The sequence below is a fragment of the Mucilaginibacter robiniae genome (assembly GCF_012849215.1).
GTDB lineage: Bacteria > Bacteroidota > Bacteroidia > Sphingobacteriales > Sphingobacteriaceae > Mucilaginibacter > Mucilaginibacter robiniae.
In genome coordinates, this window is the sequence record NZ_CP051682.1 from 3919761 (window position 1) to 3937963 (window position 18203).

Annotated in this window: 20 protein-coding genes; 9 read left to right on the forward strand and 11 right to left on the reverse strand. The window is 39.6% G+C overall.

All coding sequences use genetic code 11. The annotated features are described in order from the left end of the window. The first annotated feature begins 10 nt into the window (after window positions 1-10). On the forward strand, window positions 11-1384 hold the full coding sequence (locus HH214_RS17180; RefSeq protein ID WP_169609691.1) for a dicarboxylate/amino acid:cation symporter: 1374 nt from the start codon (window positions 11-13) through the stop codon (window positions 1382-1384). 115 nt (window positions 1385-1499) lie between these two features. Beyond that, entirely contained in the window at window positions 1500-2006 is a 507-nt protein-coding gene (locus HH214_RS17185; protein ID WP_211166242.1) for a hypothetical protein, read from the forward strand. Between the two features lie 20 nt (window positions 2007-2026). Here the strand turns inward: HH214_RS17185 and queG are convergent, their stop codons facing one another. Next, window positions 2027-2956 (reverse strand): tRNA epoxyqueuosine(34) reductase QueG, encoded by a 930-nt coding sequence (gene queG, locus HH214_RS17190; RefSeq protein WP_169609693.1) that lies wholly within the window; start codon window positions 2954-2956, stop codon window positions 2027-2029. Window positions 2957-3092: 136 nt separating this feature from the next. Between queG and HH214_RS17195 the strand changes: the two genes are divergently transcribed. Further along, the gene (locus tag HH214_RS17195; RefSeq protein ID WP_169609695.1) at window positions 3093-3458 is read left to right on the forward strand and encodes a SpoIIAA family protein; all 366 of its coding nucleotides are present in this window, start codon (window positions 3093-3095) and stop codon (window positions 3456-3458) included. A 30-nt stretch (window positions 3459-3488) separates the two neighbouring features. After that, entirely contained in the window at window positions 3489-3725 is a 237-nt protein-coding gene (locus HH214_RS17200) for a hypothetical protein (protein ID WP_169609697.1), read from the forward strand. Between the two features lie 69 nt (window positions 3726-3794). Here the strand turns inward: HH214_RS17200 and HH214_RS17205 are convergent, their stop codons facing one another. The 4 genes from HH214_RS17205 to HH214_RS17220 form a co-directional block, all read right to left on the reverse strand. Beyond that, entirely contained in the window at window positions 3795-4664 is an 870-nt protein-coding gene (locus HH214_RS17205; RefSeq protein ID WP_169609699.1) for a polysaccharide deacetylase family protein, read from the reverse strand. Window positions 4665-4741: 77 nt separating this feature from the next. Then, the gene (locus HH214_RS17210; protein WP_169609700.1) at window positions 4742-5242 is read right to left on the reverse strand and encodes a CinA family protein; all 501 of its coding nucleotides are present in this window, start codon (window positions 5240-5242) and stop codon (window positions 4742-4744) included. A gap of 288 nt (window positions 5243-5530) precedes the next feature. Next, window positions 5531-6553 (reverse strand): Holliday junction branch migration DNA helicase RuvB, encoded by a 1023-nt coding sequence (ruvB, locus tag HH214_RS17215; RefSeq protein WP_169609702.1) that lies wholly within the window; start codon window positions 6551-6553, stop codon window positions 5531-5533. Between the two features lie 94 nt (window positions 6554-6647). Then, window positions 6648-7469: a thymidylate synthase gene (locus HH214_RS17220; RefSeq protein ID WP_169609704.1), complete on the reverse strand. Its 822-nt coding sequence runs from the start codon at window positions 7467-7469 to the stop codon at window positions 6648-6650. Window positions 7470-7565: 96 nt separating this feature from the next. Here HH214_RS17220 and ispE point away from each other — a divergent pair, with 96 nt between their 5' ends. Then, window positions 7566-8393, forward strand: a complete 828-nt coding sequence (ispE, locus tag HH214_RS17225; protein WP_315853175.1) for a 4-(cytidine 5'-diphospho)-2-C-methyl-D-erythritol kinase — start codon at window positions 7566-7568, stop codon at window positions 8391-8393. Window positions 8394-8400: 7 nt separating this feature from the next. Here ispE and HH214_RS17230 read toward each other — a convergent pair whose 3' ends face one another. The 4 genes from HH214_RS17230 to tgt form a co-directional block, all read right to left on the reverse strand. After that, window positions 8401-8688, reverse strand: coding sequence for a LapA family protein (locus HH214_RS17230; protein ID WP_169609706.1), 288 nt, complete (start codon window positions 8686-8688; stop codon window positions 8401-8403). A gap of 834 nt (window positions 8689-9522) precedes the next feature. Next, on the reverse strand, window positions 9523-10434 hold the full coding sequence (locus tag HH214_RS17235; RefSeq protein WP_169609708.1) for a DMT family transporter: 912 nt from the start codon (window positions 10432-10434) through the stop codon (window positions 9523-9525). After that, window positions 10434-11534, reverse strand: coding sequence for an LptF/LptG family permease (locus tag HH214_RS17240; protein ID WP_211166243.1), 1101 nt, complete (start codon window positions 11532-11534; stop codon window positions 10434-10436). Before HH214_RS17240 ends, HH214_RS17235 begins: the two co-directional genes overlap by 1 nt. Beyond that, window positions 11534-12664, reverse strand: coding sequence for a tRNA guanosine(34) transglycosylase Tgt (gene tgt / locus HH214_RS17245; protein WP_169609710.1), 1131 nt, complete (start codon window positions 12662-12664; stop codon window positions 11534-11536). The genes HH214_RS17240 and tgt overlap by 1 nt, the downstream gene beginning before the upstream one ends. Window positions 12665-12840: 176 nt before the next feature. Between tgt and HH214_RS17250 the strand changes: the two genes are divergently transcribed. Genes HH214_RS17250 through rsmG form a run of 3 tightly spaced genes read left to right on the forward strand, consistent with a single transcriptional unit; the run spans window position 12841 to window position 15106 of the window. Then, window positions 12841-13896, forward strand: coding sequence for a glycosyltransferase (locus HH214_RS17250; protein WP_169609712.1), 1056 nt, complete (start codon window positions 12841-12843; stop codon window positions 13894-13896). After that, window positions 13887-14483 (forward strand): RNA polymerase sigma factor, encoded by a 597-nt coding sequence (locus HH214_RS17255; RefSeq protein ID WP_169609713.1) that lies wholly within the window; start codon window positions 13887-13889, stop codon window positions 14481-14483. Before HH214_RS17250 ends, HH214_RS17255 begins: the two co-directional genes overlap by 10 nt. Beyond that, on the forward strand, window positions 14480-15106 hold the full coding sequence (gene rsmG, locus HH214_RS17260; protein WP_169609715.1) for a 16S rRNA (guanine(527)-N(7))-methyltransferase RsmG: 627 nt from the start codon (window positions 14480-14482) through the stop codon (window positions 15104-15106). The genes HH214_RS17255 and rsmG overlap by 4 nt, the downstream gene beginning before the upstream one ends. 921 nt (window positions 15107-16027) lie before the next feature. Here the strand turns inward: rsmG and HH214_RS17265 are convergent. Then, window positions 16028-16366, reverse strand: coding sequence for a BlaI/MecI/CopY family transcriptional regulator (locus HH214_RS17265; RefSeq protein WP_390622386.1), 339 nt, complete (start codon window positions 16364-16366; stop codon window positions 16028-16030). Between the two features lie 260 nt (window positions 16367-16626). Between HH214_RS17265 and dprA the strand changes: the two genes are divergently transcribed. After that, complete coding sequence (dprA, locus tag HH214_RS17270) at window positions 16627-17727, forward strand: DNA-processing protein DprA (RefSeq protein WP_169609718.1); 1101 nt, start codon at window positions 16627-16629, stop codon at window positions 17725-17727. Here the strand turns inward: dprA and HH214_RS17275 are convergent. Next, complete coding sequence (locus tag HH214_RS17275; protein ID WP_169609720.1) at window positions 17724-18203, reverse strand: SixA phosphatase family protein; 480 nt, start codon at window positions 18201-18203, stop codon at window positions 17724-17726. The two genes, dprA and HH214_RS17275, sit on opposite strands and share 4 nt — an antisense overlap.

Consider the following 18203-nt stretch of genomic DNA (forward strand, 5'->3'; position numbering starts at 1 on the left):
AAGCTGTTTCATGAAACAAAATAAACTAACGCTGTACATTTTTATTGCCTTAATTGCCGGTATTCTGGCCGGATATGTTTACAACATTAAAGTAATTAAAGTTTACAACGATAATATAGCCGTAGCAGATAGTCAGCTTAAAGCCATTGACACCAAATTGGTTCAACTGAAAGATACCACTGCAATTGAATACCAAAATTTAAAAACTTCTAGAACTACGGTAGTTAAAGCTCGTAAAGAAAATGACAGCACTCGCGATAGTAAACTAGAAGGCTTCAGTATTTTAAGCGACATATTTTTACGTCTGATTAAAATGATTGTAGCGCCGCTGGTGTTTACTACCTTGGTGGTAGGAGTAGCTAAGGTTGGCGACATTCAATCAGTAGGGCGTATTGGCGGGAAAACTATGACTTGGTTCATTAGTGCTACGCTGATTTCTTTACTGCTGGGCATGGTGCTGGTTAATTTTTTTAGGCCGGGCGAGCGGATGCACATTCCGTTACCTGACAGTCATTTGGGTACTGATATCAAAGCAACTGCTTTATCCCTGCGCGATTTTGTTAGCCATGTGTTCCCGAAAAGCTTTATTGAGGCCATGGCTAATAATGAAATATTGCAGATTGTAATTTTTGCCTTGTTTTTTGGTGTAGCCACCGCTGCTATTGGCGAGCAAGGTGAAATTGTAATTAAAGCGATGGATGCCATAGCACACGTAATTTTAAAAATTACCGGCTATGTAATGCAATTGGCCCCACTGGCAGTATTTGGTGCTATTACAGCAGTAGTAGCACGGCAAGGGTTAGGTATTTTATCTACCTATGCAGTTTTTATTGGGGAGTTTTATTTTTCGCTGATTGTGTTATGGGGTGTAATTGTACTAGCCGGCTTTATGGTACTGGGATCTCGTGCCCTGAACCTGGTTAATCGTATTAAAGATGCCATGTTAATCGCATTTAGTACCTCAACTAGCGAGGCAGCCTACCCACGTGTGTTGATGGAACTGGAACGTTTTGGCTGTAATAACAAGATTGTGAGCTTCGTGCTACCACTGGGTTATTCGTTCAATCTAGATGGTTCCATGATGTACATGACCTTTGCTTCGTTGTTTTTGGCGCAATCATACGGTATTCACTTAGCGTTTGGCCAGCAATTATCTATGCTATTAATTTTAATGCTAACCAGTAAAGGTGTAGCGGGTGTGCCTCGGGCTTCACTGGTGGTTATTGCTGGTACTATTGCTATGTTTAATATCCCGGAAGCAGGTTTGGCTTTGCTGATTGGCATTGACCCATTGCTGGATATGGGCCGTTCGGCTACTAACGTGCTGGGTAATGCTATGGCTACAGCGGTAGTGAGTAAATGGGAAGGAGAGCTGAAGAAATAAGACTATAAGGCTTGAACGATTCATAATATAGCATAGTAATTGCTATTTTTGCACAGAAGTTGACCGGGTTCTTTCTAGTAATTCGCTCTTCAACAAATCAATCATTCAATAAAAGATGTCCGATCATTCCAAAAAAATATTCTTCCTGTTTAGTATCGTTGTTCCTATTCTGCTGTATTGCGCCTATTATTATGGCATGATGGTGAAAAATGCACCTTATCGTTTTTCTGATTTCCAGTACATACGGCTTGAGTACGGCGAAGGGGATAGTTTGGTGAATAAGTACAATTCAAAAACTGGCGATTACCAATATCTGGATAGCCGTGATAAGCTGGTAAAAACTAATCTGAAAATTACCCGTGATGAAATGCTTTATTTACATCGTAAAGCAGCTGATTTAGGTTTTTGGAATTTCCCGGAAGTGGAAGAAAATAGCGCTTTTAAATCTACCGGGCAGAAGTCGCCGCACTATCTTATCGAGTTTGCCTATAAAAAGAAAACCAAAAAGGTATTGTTTGATGCCGCTTACGACGGAGACCCACAATTAAAAGATGCCAATAATCTCTTAATTAAAGCCATACAAAAGGTGTTGGAAGAACGAGAGTCGCAGCTTGGCAAATAGCAATATTGCGAACCGCACGTTTATCCTAAAAATTCAATATTGCGTTTTAGTCCCGTAAACTTCGTGCGCTTCACTGCTGATTTCTTGAAAACTTGCTGAAAGGTATCATGTGTAATTTCCTGCCAGTCGCGGCGTGTCATGTCTAATAACTCCGGATGTGGCTCAAAGGCTGGTTCCTGGTGAGTTATAGAAAAACGGTTCCAAGGGCATACATTTTGGCATACATCGCAGCCAAACATCCAATCGTCTGTTTTTCCTTTGAACTCTTCTGGTAAATTATTTTTTAGTTCAATAGTCAGGTAAGATATGCAACGACTGCCATCTACTACGTAAGGTGCAACAATAGCATCGGTAGGGCAGGCATCTATGCAGCGGGTACATGTACCGCAATGATCAATAGTAGGCGCTACATCATATTCCAGTTCGGCATCTACAATCAATTCAGCCAAAAAAAAGAAAGAACCGCTTTTTTTGTTAATCAGGTTACTGTTTTTACCTATCCAGCCTAACCCCGAACGTTTGGCCCAGGCCCGGTCTAACACTGGTGCTGAATCCACAAAGGCCCGGCCGTTTACCTGGCCTATGGTTTCCTGCATAAAATATAACAGTTGCTTTAGCTTGTCTTTAATCACATCGTGATAATCCATCCCGTAAGCATATTTGGAAATTTTGGGAGCCAGCGGGTCTGTTTGTTGTTTATCCGTGTAATAATTGAGTGCTAATGAAATTACAGATTTGGCATCATCAACTAACAGGCGTGGGTCAAGCCGTTTGTCAAAATAGTTTTCCATGTACTGCATTTCGCCATGGTGGCCCTGTTTAAGCCAGTTTTCCAGCCGCGGCGCTTCTTCTTCCAGAAAATCTGCTTTTGCTATACCGCAAAACATAAATCCAAGGCGTTGGGCCTCAGCTTTAATTTGCTGGCTATATGTTGACAGATGCTGCTTCAAGTTATGCAAAGATAGATATTCATTTTTACCGGTAATTTAATCAACTGTCATTTTAACAGGGAGTTAACATTCGGCACAAACACATTACGCTGATTAGTGTTGTATAATCAATATTAACCATAACGATAATTATACTATGCTTCAATTCATAAATGATTTACCCGAACATGTAGTAGGTATCCATGCCATTGGTGAGGTAACTAAAGAGGATTATGATAAAGTACTGGTGCCACGCTTGGAAGATTTAGCCAAACGCCAGGGCGAAATCAATTACCTGATTGTGCTGGAAACCAATGTACAGAACTTTGCTTTAGGTACCTGGTTCCAGGATTTAAAACTTGCCCTGAAACATTTTACCAAGTGGAAAAAGGTAGCTATTGTAACCGATCAGCATAGCATTGAGTGGACAGCATCGAACATTGTGAACTACTTACTACCAGGCCATTCTAAAGGGTTTAGCTTGGATAAACTGGACGAAGCAGTTAAATGGATTGCAGAATAATAAATTAAAAAAAACTAACATCTATATACTATGGAAACGAATGATAATAAGCAAAATGGCAATGACCCTAGCGTAAGCAACGATAATTTAGGTGAAAACGCAGGTGATAGCCAATTGTCAAAAAAAGGTGAAACTCCTACCGAACAAAATAAACCTGATAATACACGAGTAGATACCGTAGTTCCGGATAACGATAGCGGAGATCCAGGACCATCAACGGATCAATCTTCTAATAAAGGTCAAGGACCAGCAAACGAGAACTTATAAAACAAAATAGCCTTTCCATTTGGAAAGGCTATTTTGTTGACAATAAAGTATGTTATTTAAATAGCCCTGTTAAAAGCTATTTTTAATGCTATTGCTTAAAGTTTTGGCGCTCCAGTAACCGCTATCCAAAATGCGGCGTACAGTCATTAACGGATCGTTTGCATCTCGTTTTTCGGCTAGCTGGAAAGCAATCTTAAAACCACGTTTATGCAACTCAGGTAAACCCTGTTCGTTCCACAAGCCAAATGGATAGGCAAAGTAGTCAATCTTTTTACCTGTAATATCTTCCAGCTTCTTAGTCGGTTTATCCAACTGTATTTCCCAATCTTTACCCTGAAACTTTTTAAAGTTATGGTGGTCCCAGGTATGGCTGCCAATCACATTGCCCTCGTCTGATAATTGTTTCACCTGCTCACTGCTCATGTAATGTGGCCTGCCTAACGATACTGTCATTACAAAATACACGCCTTTAAAACCATACTTTTTCAATTCGGGCCGAGCTATGGTAAATTGGTCCAGGTCAGTATCATCAAACGTGAGTATGATAGGTTTGCTAGGCAATGAAGTGCCGTAAACCAGATAATTGTATAATTGATCGGGCAAAATGGTATGGTAGCCACTATCGGCCAGCATTTTAATATGCTCTTTAAAGGCAGCAATCTGTACAATATAATCTTTCGCGCTTTTAGAGTCAGTAGCTCTCCAATCGCGTATCTGGTGATAGCAAATTACCGGAACCTGCTTGCGTTGCATAATTTCAGCATTTGAAGCCTTTTTGCCACTGGGTTTGGTAGCTACAGCAGTTGTCGTTTCTTCTGTAATTACTGTAGTTGTGCTTGTTGCATTTGAATTGTTTGCGGCTTGCTTGGCTGTACCGGAATGGCAACCCATCATGCCCAACGTGCATACGGATAAGAATAGAGAAGATAGTTTAAACATGTATTTAAATGACTTAGCTAGTTAAGCGGCACGAAAATAGTATAAATTAAGGGCAATGTGCTAATCAGAGCATTAATTTAGCAGTTGGGTGGTATGGTTGGTGGAGGTAACTGTTGAAGCAAATATTCAGCTACGGTATCAATAGATTTCAAAATAACCTGCTCAGGCTCGTCATCAATAAACAGGCGTTGTTTCCATGGTTTATCTTTGATGAAGCCGTGTATAAACACTGTACCTACCGGCTTTTCTTCTGTTTCACTACCACCAGGGGCAGCTAGGCCTGTAACCGCTACAATCACGTCGGCAGGCATAAGCTTGCGAAGGCCAATGGCTAACTCTTCTGTTACTTCGGCCGATTCAGGCGTGAATTGATCAAGCGTTTCCTGAGATACGCCCATTAAGTTAACTTTTACACTTACATCATAACAGGCTATACCACCCTTAAGCACTTTGCCGCAATTGGGTATCAATGCAAATTCTGAAATAAATTTTCCAGCCGTAACACTTTCAGCAAAAGCTATGGTTAAATCTTGATCTTTGAGTGCATGACTGCACTTGATTACGATATCCGATGGCATAGTATGGTTAGTTTATTGCTTTAATGACACCGGAAAAGGGCTATCTGTTTGCTGATGATGCCAGATTTTTATAAGTTGAAAACTGTAGAATGAGGTGAATACAGCATTTGTAATTGGCAAATCAGGACTAAGTTATTCAGCCTGTATAACTTAAAGAATAGTCGGCGTTTGAAGAAAAAGAAAAGCAAAAAATAGAGAAGACGAAATCCAAGTAGAGTACCGCTAAATCTTTTTACAGATTAGCCATCGGAATTATTAAACTCCAATGGCTAATTGCTATGCTAATTACTAAAATAATTTGGGCGCTGCACTGGCACGCATAATACCTAAATGGCGGTAGGCATTATCAGTAGCTTCACGGCCACGTGAGGTACGCATCAGGTAACCTTCCTGAATCAGGAATGGCTCATAAACTTCTTCAATAGTGCCTTCGTCTTCACCAACGGCGGTAGCAATTGTTTTTACGCCTACTGGGCCGCCTTTAAACTTTTCAATAATGGTGAGCAGGATTTTGTTATCCATCTCGTCTAAGCCATGCTCGTCCACATTCAGTGCGTTCAGCGCGTATTTGGCAATAGCTGGGTCAATACTGCCATTACCTTTAATCTGAGCAAAATCACGTGTACGGCGCAGTAGGGCATTAGCTATACGTGGGGTGCCTCGGCTGCGACGAGCAATCTCATAAGCTCCTTCATCATTAATAGGGGTGTTCAAGATGGATGCCGAGCGCAATACAATAGTGGTAAGCAACTTGGCATCATAATATTCTAATCGGGAATTAATGCCAAATCGGGCACGTAGCGGAGCTGTTAACAAGCCTGAACGTGTAGTAGCGCCTACTAAGGTGAACGGATTTAAAGAAATCTGTACAGAACGGGCATTGGGGCCGCTCTCCAGCATGATGTCAATTTTGAAGTCCTCCATTGCCGAATACAAGTATTCTTCCACCAGCGGACTTAAACGATGTATCTCGTCAATAAATAAAATGTCGCCGGGTTCCAGATTAGTTAATAGGCCGGCCAAGTCGCCAGGCTTATCCAATACCGGACCTGAGGTAATTTTAATGCCAACCCCCATTTCATTGGCAATAATGTGCGACAGGGTAGTTTTACCTAGTCCTGGTGGGCCATGCAGCAGTACATGGTCTAATGATTCGCGACGCTGACGGGCAGCCTGTACAAATACTTTTAAGTTTGCTAATATTTTATGCTGACCGGTAAAATCTTCAAAAGCCTGTGGTCGCAACACTTTTTCAATGTCGCGCTCGGTGCCGCTTAATCGTTCCCGGTTAGGATCTAAATTCTCATTCATTGCCAACGAATTTAGCAAAATTACTGTAGTTATACAAGCGTTTTTGGTGAATGTATGTTGGTGAAACCTTTATGACAATCCTATTTTTCGTTAACTATACCGCTACTGCACCTTTGATGTGTGGCCACGGATCGTAGTTTTCCAGCTGAAAATCTTCGTACTTGAAATCAAATATGCTTTTTACCTCCGGGTTGATCTTCATAATAGGCAAAGGTCGGGGTTCACGGCTAAGCTGCAATTTGGCTTGCTCAATATGGTTATTGTATAAATGAGCATCACCAAACGTGTGGATAAAATCGCCATATTCCAAATCGCACACTTGGGCCATCATCATGGTAAGCAATGCATAAGAAGCTATGTTGAAAGGTACGCCTAAGAATATATCAGCACTGCGTTGGTACAACTGGCATGATAACTTCCCTTTGGTTTCACCTTTAGCAGCATCAGCAGGTGCTACATAAAATTGGAACAAGCTATGACAGGGTGGGAGAGCCATTTGATCTACATCGGCCACGTTCCAGGCAGATACCATAATACGCCGTGAATCTGGGTTGTGTTTCAATTGATGTACCACCTGACTAATCTGGTCAATATGCCGACCATCTGGCGTAGGCCATGAACGCCATTGGTAGCCATATACCGGGCCTAAATTGCCTTGTTCATCAGCCCACTCGTCCCAAATGCGCACACCATTATCCTTTAAATATTTAATGTTCGTATCACCACTCAAAAACCAAATCAGTTCATGGATGATTGATTTTAAGTGAAGCTTCTTGGTGGTTACTAGAGGGAAGCCTTCCTGCAGGTTAAAGCGCATTTGGTAACCAAATACACTGATGGTGCCAGTACCCGTACGATCGTGTTTCTGTGCGCCGTTTTCCAAAACATGGCGCATTAAGTCCAAATATTGCTTCATAACAAACTTGAGGAGATAGAGTAGGTGACCTACTCAGCAAAAATGCATATTCTTGCAGAAAGAAAATCAAACTATTTTTCAATCCTTACCATTAACATGGGTAAGCTGACAAACATTGCTATGATTACTTTCCCGAACGCTAAAATTAATTTAGGTTTAAATATTACTGAACGCCGTGAAGATGGCTATCATAATCTGGAAACGGTTTTTTACCCGGTGCAAATTAAAGATGCCTTGGAAATAGTAGAGAGTAAAATGTTGAGCTTTCAATCATCAGGTATTGCCATACCTGGTAATCCGGAAAGTAATTTATGTTTAAAGGCGTACCACTTGCTAAAAAAAGATTATGATATACCGCCAGTCAGCATTCATTTGCATAAACATATACCTATAGGAGCAGGACTAGGTGGCGGATCTGCAGATGCTGCTTTTTTTGTTAAGCTGGTAAACCAGCATTTTAATTTGTCGCTCAGTAATGAAGCCATGATGGAGTATGCCCGGCAACTAGGGGCTGACTGTGCTTTTTTCATCGAGAACAAACCCGTGTTTGCTTTTGAGAAAGGAGACAGGTTTGAGCCTGTTCAGGTAGATTTATCGGCGTACGTTATAGTACTGATTATGCCGCCCGTGCATGTATCTACCGCCGAAGCTTATGGCGGCATTAAACCTGCACCTGCTAGTCGTCCACTACAGGAGCTCATTCAACTACCAGTAACGGAGTGGCGACATCATATTAAAAATGATTTTGAGATCAACATCTTCAAACATCACCCGATTATCAGTAACGTAAAAAATGCTTTATATAAGGCAGGCGCTTTATATGCCAGCATGAGTGGAAGCGGCGCTTCTGTATTCGGCTTATTTAAGCAAACCCCCAATTTAAAACATTTAGAGCTGCAGCATCAGATGTATCTTTCTGTTTAGTTTCTGTTCAACTTATATATTCTCTATCCTCGTCACTTAGTGTACTGGATGATCCATCATCGTTATCTTCATCTTCATCGTTAGGGTAGGGGTGATTGCTGTACCTGTTACGCTTTGGCCGACTTACCAATACCCCCAATAAAAAACCACCAACTGATACTGAGGTCAGCATTATCAATTTAGGCAAAGTAACCGGTACAAACAAAATAGTAAAGGTAGCCGGCTCGGGATTTTGCATAATGGTTATGGTAAGAGCTATGGTAATAATTATGGCTATAATGGTTTTGAAACTCATCTTTTGTCTTTTTCTTTTTAAAAGTTAATACTAATACTTTTTGGGTGTTTTTCCTAAATGAAGCACCGAGCAAATTCAATTTTAATCTATAAGATTTTCCTGATTTTAACTCTGCACATTAAGTTTAATAGCAGTATAAGGGTGACGAATAATAGCCTATATGGCTAACCTTTATTTTCATGAAAATTATACACTATGTATTGTAGCTACGAATTAATCTCTATTGTTAAAAATGGTTTATGTTGAAAATGATAAAGCGCTGAAAATTACCAAAATATCTTACTATTAAATTACTTTTATCATTGATTTGCTAAATATGTTAGTTTTATTTTGGTTGTAGTGTTTGCAAAGTGTTAAGTAAAATTTTATGTAGTATGAATTATGTATTGTATATCAATAACATTTGTGATGCATATGGTTTATTGATTAAGGTGAAATATAGATGATATATCTTAATATTTCACAACGTCAACTTGAAAATTGTTCTTGCATTATTACACTAAGTCAAAATTTTCATGTTGCTTAGGTTAGCATGACATTGCTGCTTTAATGAACTACCTTCTTTGGAAAATATAGTGCCTTATAAGGCTTTAAAATCGTTTGAAATAGTTAAGCAGTTTTAGGGCTGGTGTTTTTAACAATGGCTTGTTCTGGTATTATATCAAAAACTCCATCAAGCTTATAAGAGAAGCTTGATGGAGTTTAGGAGTTGTATAAGTAACGTTGTAGACGAGCGAGCTACTGCTTACAACATGGACAAAGCATAACTGTTATACCTGTATATACTACAAGTAAAATAGAGATAATAGAAACCCTGAAATGAGTAAAATGTACTTAGCGGTTTTTAAACTTGCTGATTTGTTTTTGGGCCAGTGGGAACAGAAAAATGGTAGAAAGAATAATAATAGCTCCTGCCCAGAACCCCAAGCTTAGTGTATGCATATCGCCGAAAAATACAAATGCCATGATAATGCCATACACCGGTTCGAGGTTGGTAATTAAAGCTACTTTAAAGGCCGAAAGCTCACGCATGACGGATACTCCGGCTACATAAGCCAGAGAAGTACAAATGGTGCCTAGGATAAGCAAATAGCCAATATCAGTACTGCTAGGCAATACCATTTGGCTGAAATGATTATTAAAGAAGATAAATAAGGTGATCCAGCAGAGGGCTCCCATAAGCTCATAAAAAGCAATTACAGGAGCTTGTAGGTTCTTAACTTGGCGAGAGTTGATAATAGAGAATAAACTGGCACATGCAGCACTTAAAAGCCCCAGAGTAATGCCTAGTTTATATTGCGTTTCAAACTTGAAGATTAATATGATACCTGTAATAATGAGTATGCCGGATAAGATTTCCAGTTTAGAAATAGGCTTTTTGTTAATCAGCGGTTCAAAAATGGCGGTAAATAAAGTAAGAGAAGACAGGCAGACCAACGTTACAGATACTGTAGAAACTTTAATAGCCTGAAAGAATAAGATCCAGTGTCCGCCTACCAATGCACCTGTAAAAAAAAGTTCCAGAAAGGTGCGGCGGTTGAGTTTAAAATCGGTTTTATTGAATTTGAAATATAAAAATAGGGTGCAAAATGCAATCAGTACGCGGTACCATACCAGGTTTACAGCAGTAATGGTAATCAGCTTGCCCAATATACCAGTAAAGCCCCATATAAATACAGTAAAATGTAAAATCAACAGGTTCTTGCTTAAGCCTGTTGATGTAGTATTGGTAGTGGCTGAAGGCATTATTTAGGCGCTTTATAAAGTAAATAATAACCGAGTAATCCAAACAATATGTTGGGTATAAAAACGGCTATAATGGGTGGTAAACCCGCATTTAAAGAAAAAACGTTGGCAAAGCGGTCAACTACAATATAAGTGAAACACAGGAAAATGCCAATACCCAGCGGTAAACCTATCCCTCCCCTCACCTTCCGAGAGGAGATAGAAACGCCAATTAAGGCCAGTACGTAAGCAGATAGCGGGTAAACAAAGCGCCGGTACTTTTCCAACAACATAATAGTTAATGTGCCTGTGCCACGTAGTTTTTCTTTTTCAATGTTTTTACTGAGCTCGCTGGTTGACATAGCTTTGTAAATATTCACATGGGCCTCGAAATCAGACGGGCGCATATCCAACGTAGTGTCTTTTTTTATACCCTTATTTATTCCTTCCTTCATGCCATTTACATAGCGGGTAGAGTAGTTCATGATTGACCAGCTTTTCTTCAACGAGTCGTAAACAATGGTCGGAGCGGTCAGCTTCATTTTTAATTCGTCGCCATTATACTTTTCCAGAATGAAGTTATAGCCCGTCTTGATGGTTTCGTCGTACGATTGCAGATAGATGAAGGTATGCTTGTCCAATTGCATGTGTAATTCGCGCTTGGTAGGGTCTTCATCCCGGTTAAAATACGTGTTTTCAAAATCAATATCCAGCTTATTTGTATAAGGAATAAGGTAGATATTGGCAAAAAGAAAACAAATAAAGATGAGGCTTGAGGATAAGAAATAAGGCCACAAGAAACGATTAAAACTCATTTTGCCACTCAGAATGGGTACAATTTCCGTCTGGTTAGCCATCTTAGCTGTAAAGAAGATCACCGCCAAAAAGTTAATCAGTGGTAATAAGATGTTGGCATAAAATGGCAGGTAACCGGCATAATACTGAAATATCACGGCACTTAAGGGGGCGTGATATTTCAAAAAATCATCCAAGTGTTCCGATACATCAAAAACTACGATAATTACCAAAAACAAGCCCAAAGTAAAACTAAAGGTGCCCAGGTATTTACGGATAATGTACCAGTCAATTACCTTAATCCACCGGTTCAGGAGTGTTTGCATTACAGGCGTTGTGCTAATTGTTTCACCATACTTTCTTTCCAACTGTAAAACTCGCCCGATATTATCTTTTCACGGGCCTGATTAACCAGCCATAAGTAAAAATGAAGGTTATGTAAGCTCGCAATTTGTGCGCCTAATATTTCGCCCGAAGTAATTAAATGGCGTAAGTAAGCTTTGGTGTGTGCAGTATCTACCCATAAATCACTTTCTGCATCAATTGCTGAAAAATCATTTTTCCACTTTTCATTGCGGATGTTGATAATACCATTGCGAGTAAATAGCATACCGTTGCGTGCATTGCGGGTGGGCATCACACAATCAAACATATCAATGCCTAGAGCAATATTTTCCAGTATGTTTACCGGTGTGCCTACGCCCATCAAGTAACGTGGCTTTTGTTGTGGGAGTATGTTGCATACCACCTCAGTCATGGCATACATTTCTTCAGCCGGTTCTCCTACCGAAAGGCCGCCTATGGCATTACCTTCCCGATCAAACGAAGCAATCACTTCGGCTGATTTTTCACGCAAATCTTTATAAACCGAGCCCTGAACAATCGGGAACAAAGTTTGGCTATAACCGTACTTTGGCTCGGTACTATCAAACCGGTCGCAGCAGCGCTTTAACCAGCGGTGCGTCATTTCAATTGATTTGCGGGCGTATTGATAATCACAAGGGTAGGGTGTGCATTCATCAAAAGCCATGATAATATCCGCACCGATAATGCGCTGAATATCCATGGCTGATTCTGGCGTAAATAAATGCTTTGAACCATCAATATGCGACCGGAAAGTTACGCCTTCTTCTTTAATTTTTCGCACATCAGTAAGTGAATACACCTGATAACCACCACTATCGGTTAGTATAGGTTTATCCCATCCATTAAACTTATGTAGGCCACCGGCTTGTTCCAGCGTATGTAAACCAGGGCGCAGATATAAGTGGTAGGTATTGCCCAGAATAATCTGGGCTTTAATATCTTCTTTCAATTCCCGCTGATGTACTGCTTTTACAGTACCTGCGGTGCCAACGGGCATGAATATGGGAGTTTGAATAACACCATGATCGGTAGTTACTTCGCCAGCCCTGGCTTTTGAAAATTTATCTTGTGCGGTTAAATTAAACTTCATTGTAAGTAGGCAAAATTAGTAAATAAGCTTTACACACGGGAAGGTTAATAATTAAGTATCTTGCAATTCGGTTTATTTTAACAACTTTGCACTTTAAACTATTATCGTTTATTGGTTTGGAAGTTTATTTACCTGTAGTACTTCTTGCGCTATTTCTGCTCTGCTTTATTATCCAGATGGGATTTCTACTGTTGCGACAGCGCCGCATAGCAGCTTACCGGCTACCAGAAGTTGAACCCAATAGTTTACCCATTTCAGTAATCATTAGTGCACGTAACGAAGCCGAAAACTTGCAGCGTTACCTTCCTACCATATTGGAACAACTGTATCCAACTTTTGAGGTGGTGGTAGTTAATGATTGTTCGGTAGATGATTCGCATAATGTACTGCTTCATTTCAGTGAAAAGTACCCGCATTTAAAATTAGTTACTGTAACTGAGCACCGTAAATTTAAGACCGGTAAAAAGTTTGCCTTAACCATGGGTATTAAAGCCGCCCGGTATGAGCACCTGCTGTTTACCGATGCAGATTGTGAGCCGGCCTCTGAAAACTGGATTACCCTTATGGCCCAGAATTTTACCGGAACAACTGAGATTGTGCTGGGCTATTCGCCTTACCGTAAAACGGCTGGTTTTCTGAATGCTTTTATCCGGTTTGAAACATTGCGTACTGCTATTAACTATTTATCGGCAGCGCTGGGGCGTAAAGCTTATATGGGAATTGGCCGTAATTTGGCCTACACAAAATCTTTGTTTTTTAAAAGAAAAGGTTTTGCTTCACATCTACATGTCCTATCTGGTGATGATGATTTGTTTGTTAATCAGAACGCTACTGCAGATAATACAGTAATTGAAATTCATCCCGGAGCATTTACATATAGCGAAGCTAAAAGTACATTTAGCAGTTACTTTAGGCAAAAAAAACGCCATATGGGCGTTGGAGGCTTGTATAAGGCTCGGCACAAATGGTTGTTAAGCCTGGATGCGGTAAGCGGATTTTTATTTTATATTTTACTGGTACTTAGTTTGTACTATCGATTGCAACCTTTAGTTTTAGGCAGCGTATATGTTTTAAAACTATTAGTGCAATGGATTGTGTTTCGTAAGGCAGCACACAAGTTAGGTAATGCAAGCTTATTATGGTTTCTGCCTTTTTGGGACTTGATTTATTATGTGTATTTAAATGTATTTGGATTGATAGGAACTTTTATTAAAACAACCCGATGGAAGTAAATGCAAATTTTACGGAAAATGCTAAAAATGATTATCAGTTAGTCTTGAAAGCTCGTGAGGGAAATCAAAAAGCCTATGCTGATTTAATGCACCGTTATAAAGATTCAATCTACTTTATGTCGCTTAAAATGGTGAACAATAAAGAAGATGCGATGGACATAACGGTAGAAACTTTCGCCAAAGCGTTTGAAAAACTAGACAAGTATCAGCCCGATTTTGCTTTTAGTACCTGGCTGTTCAGGGTGGCTACCAACAATTGTATCGATTTTTTAAGAAAGCGGAAGCTGAATACCGTATCTATCAACAACATGATGGATGAAGAGGATGACCGACCGCTGCAAATTAAAGCCGATGAGCCAAATCCGGAAGAAACGTCTATCAAAAAGCAGCAAAGCCAAGAGCTGAAGTTACTGATTGAGAGTTTGCCGCCTCGTTACCGCAATTTGTTAACCTTGAGGTATTTTGATGAGCTATCGTATGAAGAAATTTCAACACAGCTGGATTTGCCGCTAGGTACTGTAAAGGCGCAGCTATTCCGGGCCAAGTATTTGCTGGGCAACATTATTAACCGGTTAGATAGAGGATGAGTACAACGCTACTAACCAAATACTTTCCTGAGCTAACACCAGTGCAGTTACAGCAATATGCGCAGTTGCAGGAATTATATACCTACTGGAATGAGCAAATTAATGTAATATCACGTAAAGACATTGAAGCGCTTTATGAGCGACATGTGCTGCATTCATTAGGAATAGCTAAAGTAATGAAGTTTATGCCTGGCGAACAGGTGTTGGATGTAGGTACAGGTGGTGGCTTTCCGGGTATACCTCTGGCTGTTATGTTCCCAGAAACTAAGTTTTATCTGGTTGATTCTATTGGCAAAAAAATAAAAGTAGTGCAGGAAGTAGCCAAAGCCATCGGCTTGCAAAACCTTCAGGCAACGCATACCCGTGCTGAGCAAGTGCCGGGTAAATTCAATTTTGTAGTATCGCGGGCAGTAACGCAGTTGAAAGATTTTTATCCCTGGGTAAAAGATAAGTTCATTAAAAAATCAGATAATCAATTAGCCAACGGCATACTGTATCTGAAAGGTGGAGACCTCAAACAGGAGATTACCGAATCGGGGTTAGTAGTTCAGCAATTTGAATTGAAAAACTATTTTGAAGAAGAGTTTTTTGAAACTAAGCAAGTGATCTATGTGAAAGCGTAATTACTTGATTGTCTTTAAATTTACTACTATACCTAAATTAAAGTATTAATTAATGATCCAAACTCCCGATACTGGGAGCTTATTCATTTAGGACTTCTCTAAAGTGCCTCTTAACTTAAATTTTAGAAACATTAAGTATGGTCAATGTATCGTGATAGGAAAATATACTTTACTTGTGCATTATGGTTTTTTGGAAGGAAGGTTTGCTAATATCTATCCGACTAGTTGACACAAACGTACATTAAAGCTATATACACGAGCATCGTTAACTCCATTATACCTTTCCTCAACTAATCGTCAATAAGCTCATATAGGGCTTTAAAATTGTTCTAAATCGAACAAATAACCTCGATTAACTAATAAGTTGTTCTGATAGGCTTAGCAGCAAAATATAACAATCCTGTTTTTGACGAATGTAAATAGGCCATGTTCTGCAGTAACCAGCCTTAACTCCTCCATTAAGTTTACAAACAAATCATGCAGGGTAGAGTAGGAGAGAAGAATATTGGTCTGGTAAATTAGCGTGTAATGCTTTGTTTAAACTATATGTATGTAAATACCGCTTTTAAAGCGTTATAAGGTACTAATGTAAGTTGGCTATCAAATACTATTGCCTCAATCAAATTAGTAGTTATAATGGCTTTATTTAAAGCCATTATATCGCTTGTGTTTAGTTTAACAGCAGCTGTTTGGATTAAATAATCGTAATATTTACCTGCTAGCTGTTGAACTTAGGCTTAGTCTCCGACGGTAATTAGCAGCCAGTATGAACAAGCAGAATGCTACAACATGTTGGCATACCCAATAGAGGAGTACAACCAAATGGCTATATTAAAAGTATCTTTACGGAGTAGTAGCTAATACAACTCGTGCAAAGCAATCAAGTAAATATTACCTCAGTTATGTAGCACAACTGGACGTTTATTTGTCTTTTATTTTACTCCTTTCGGCCAACAATATCAGCTCGGCAAGCTCTGTTAAATTTAGTTTTTGCTCCTTTACCAGGTAAGAAACCAGTGATTTATAGGAGTTATTAAAGTAGCTTTTAAGCACTTTTTCAAACGCAAATTTTTTATAGTCTTCTTCGCCTACTACTGGGAAATACACGTGCGAATTTCCGTAAGCTTTATGGTTAATAAAACCTTTACCTTCCAGTACCCTAACCACAGTTGATACCGTGTTATAAGCTGGTTTTGGGTCGGGCATTTTCTCCAAAACATCTTTTACAATGCCTTCTTTCAATTGCCATAAAATTTGCATTACCTGTTCTTCTGCCTTGGTTAATTCTTTCATCAATTTTCTAGTTAAAAACGCTAACTATTTCTGTAGTTTAATTAAACTATTTAGATAGTTTATAAACTACTTTGATAGTTTGGTTTGCCAAATATAGTACTATAAATGTAGTTAATAAACTATTTTTATAGTACTATATTTTATGTTGTCTATAAATCGCTGATTGTCAACACCTATTGTTTTAGGGTGTTTGTTTCAGAAAAATCCTTAATTTTAGCCACCACCTTATGTCATTAAAACACCAAATTGCTCTTACCTTTATTAAAGGTGTAGGACCAGCCCTATCAAAAGCTTTACTAACTTACTTCGGCAACGCTGAAGAAGTATTTGCAGGATCGCCCAACCGTTTTCTGAAGGTTCCAGGTATGCGGCGCAATGTGGTTGAGCAACTCAGCTTTGAATCCGTTTTGCAACGCGCTGACCAAGAGTTGGACTTTGTTACAAAAAACAATGTTGACTTGCTGTTTTATACCGACAGCCACTACCCTAAGCGTTTAAAGAGTTGTGCTGATGCACCTATACTTTTGTATAGTAAAGGTAATGCTGATTTAAACAGTCAACGCGTGGTAAGTATAGTGGGTACTCGTAATGCTACTGACTATGGGCGACTGCTTTGTAAGCAATTGATTGAGGATTTACAGCAGCATGACGTATTGGTAGTAAGTGGCCTAGCACTGGGTATTGATGTGGCTGCTCATAAAGAAAGTTTACGATTAGAGGTACCAACAATAGGGGTGCTTGGACATGGGCTTGATCGTATTTATCCGCATCAAAATAAAGCTGTTGCTGATAAGATGCTGCTTAATGGCGGTTGGCTAAGTGAGTACCCATCGGGCACAAAACCTGACCGGGAGAACTTTCCGGCTCGTAACCGCATTGTAGCTGGTATGGCTGATGCTACTGTAGTTATTGAGGCAGGTATTAAAGGTGGCGCTTTAATTACTGCCGAAATTGCTAATTCTTATAATAAAGATGTATTTGCTTTTCCTGGCCGTATCAATGATGAATTTTCAGAGGGATGCAACTTCCTGATCAGAAATCATAAAGCGGGTTTACTAACCTGCGCGCAGGATTTAGCTTTTTTGTTAGGGTGGGATAAGGCGCAATCTGCTAAAACTGCCCCTAAGCAATTTGTGATGCCAATTGATTTAAGCAGTGAAGAAAGGCGGATCTATGAAATTCTGCAACAACAAGAGGTTGGCATTGCCATTGATGATTTAAGTATTAAAAGCAACATGCCTACCAGTCAGTTGGCCATGAACTTACTGAATATGGAAATGCAGGGTTACATTCAATCCTTACCGGGCAAAATGTATGCAATTAGTTAAAAACTGTCAGGTGAGTTATAGTAAATTAAGGTGCCTGTATTTGGGCTTATAGATTCCCAATCATCTACCTCAAAGTTAATTACTACTGCTGTACAAGGCGGTATATCTCGTATCTCGCCGGTGAGATTATATAACAAATAGCTAATGCCTGGATTATGGCCTATTAAACCTACAAAGTCTAATTGAGGGTTAAAATGGTTCACTACCTGTAATAAAGTTTCTTCACTAGCTTCATAGATGGCTTCGTTGTATTCTGGTGTAGAAAGGTGTAAGCTATTGGCAATAATCTGTACAGTAGTTTGCGTACGCAGTGCCGGGCTGCTAACCAAATGCTGTGGAACGAATCCGGATTGTTGTAAATTCTGTGCTAAAGCAGCTGGTTGTTGCTCACCTTTAGTAGATAAGGGGCGGTGAAAATCGCCGTTTGGAGTATAGCCAACAGCTTCAGCATGGCGGATAAGCAGCAGTTTTTTCAT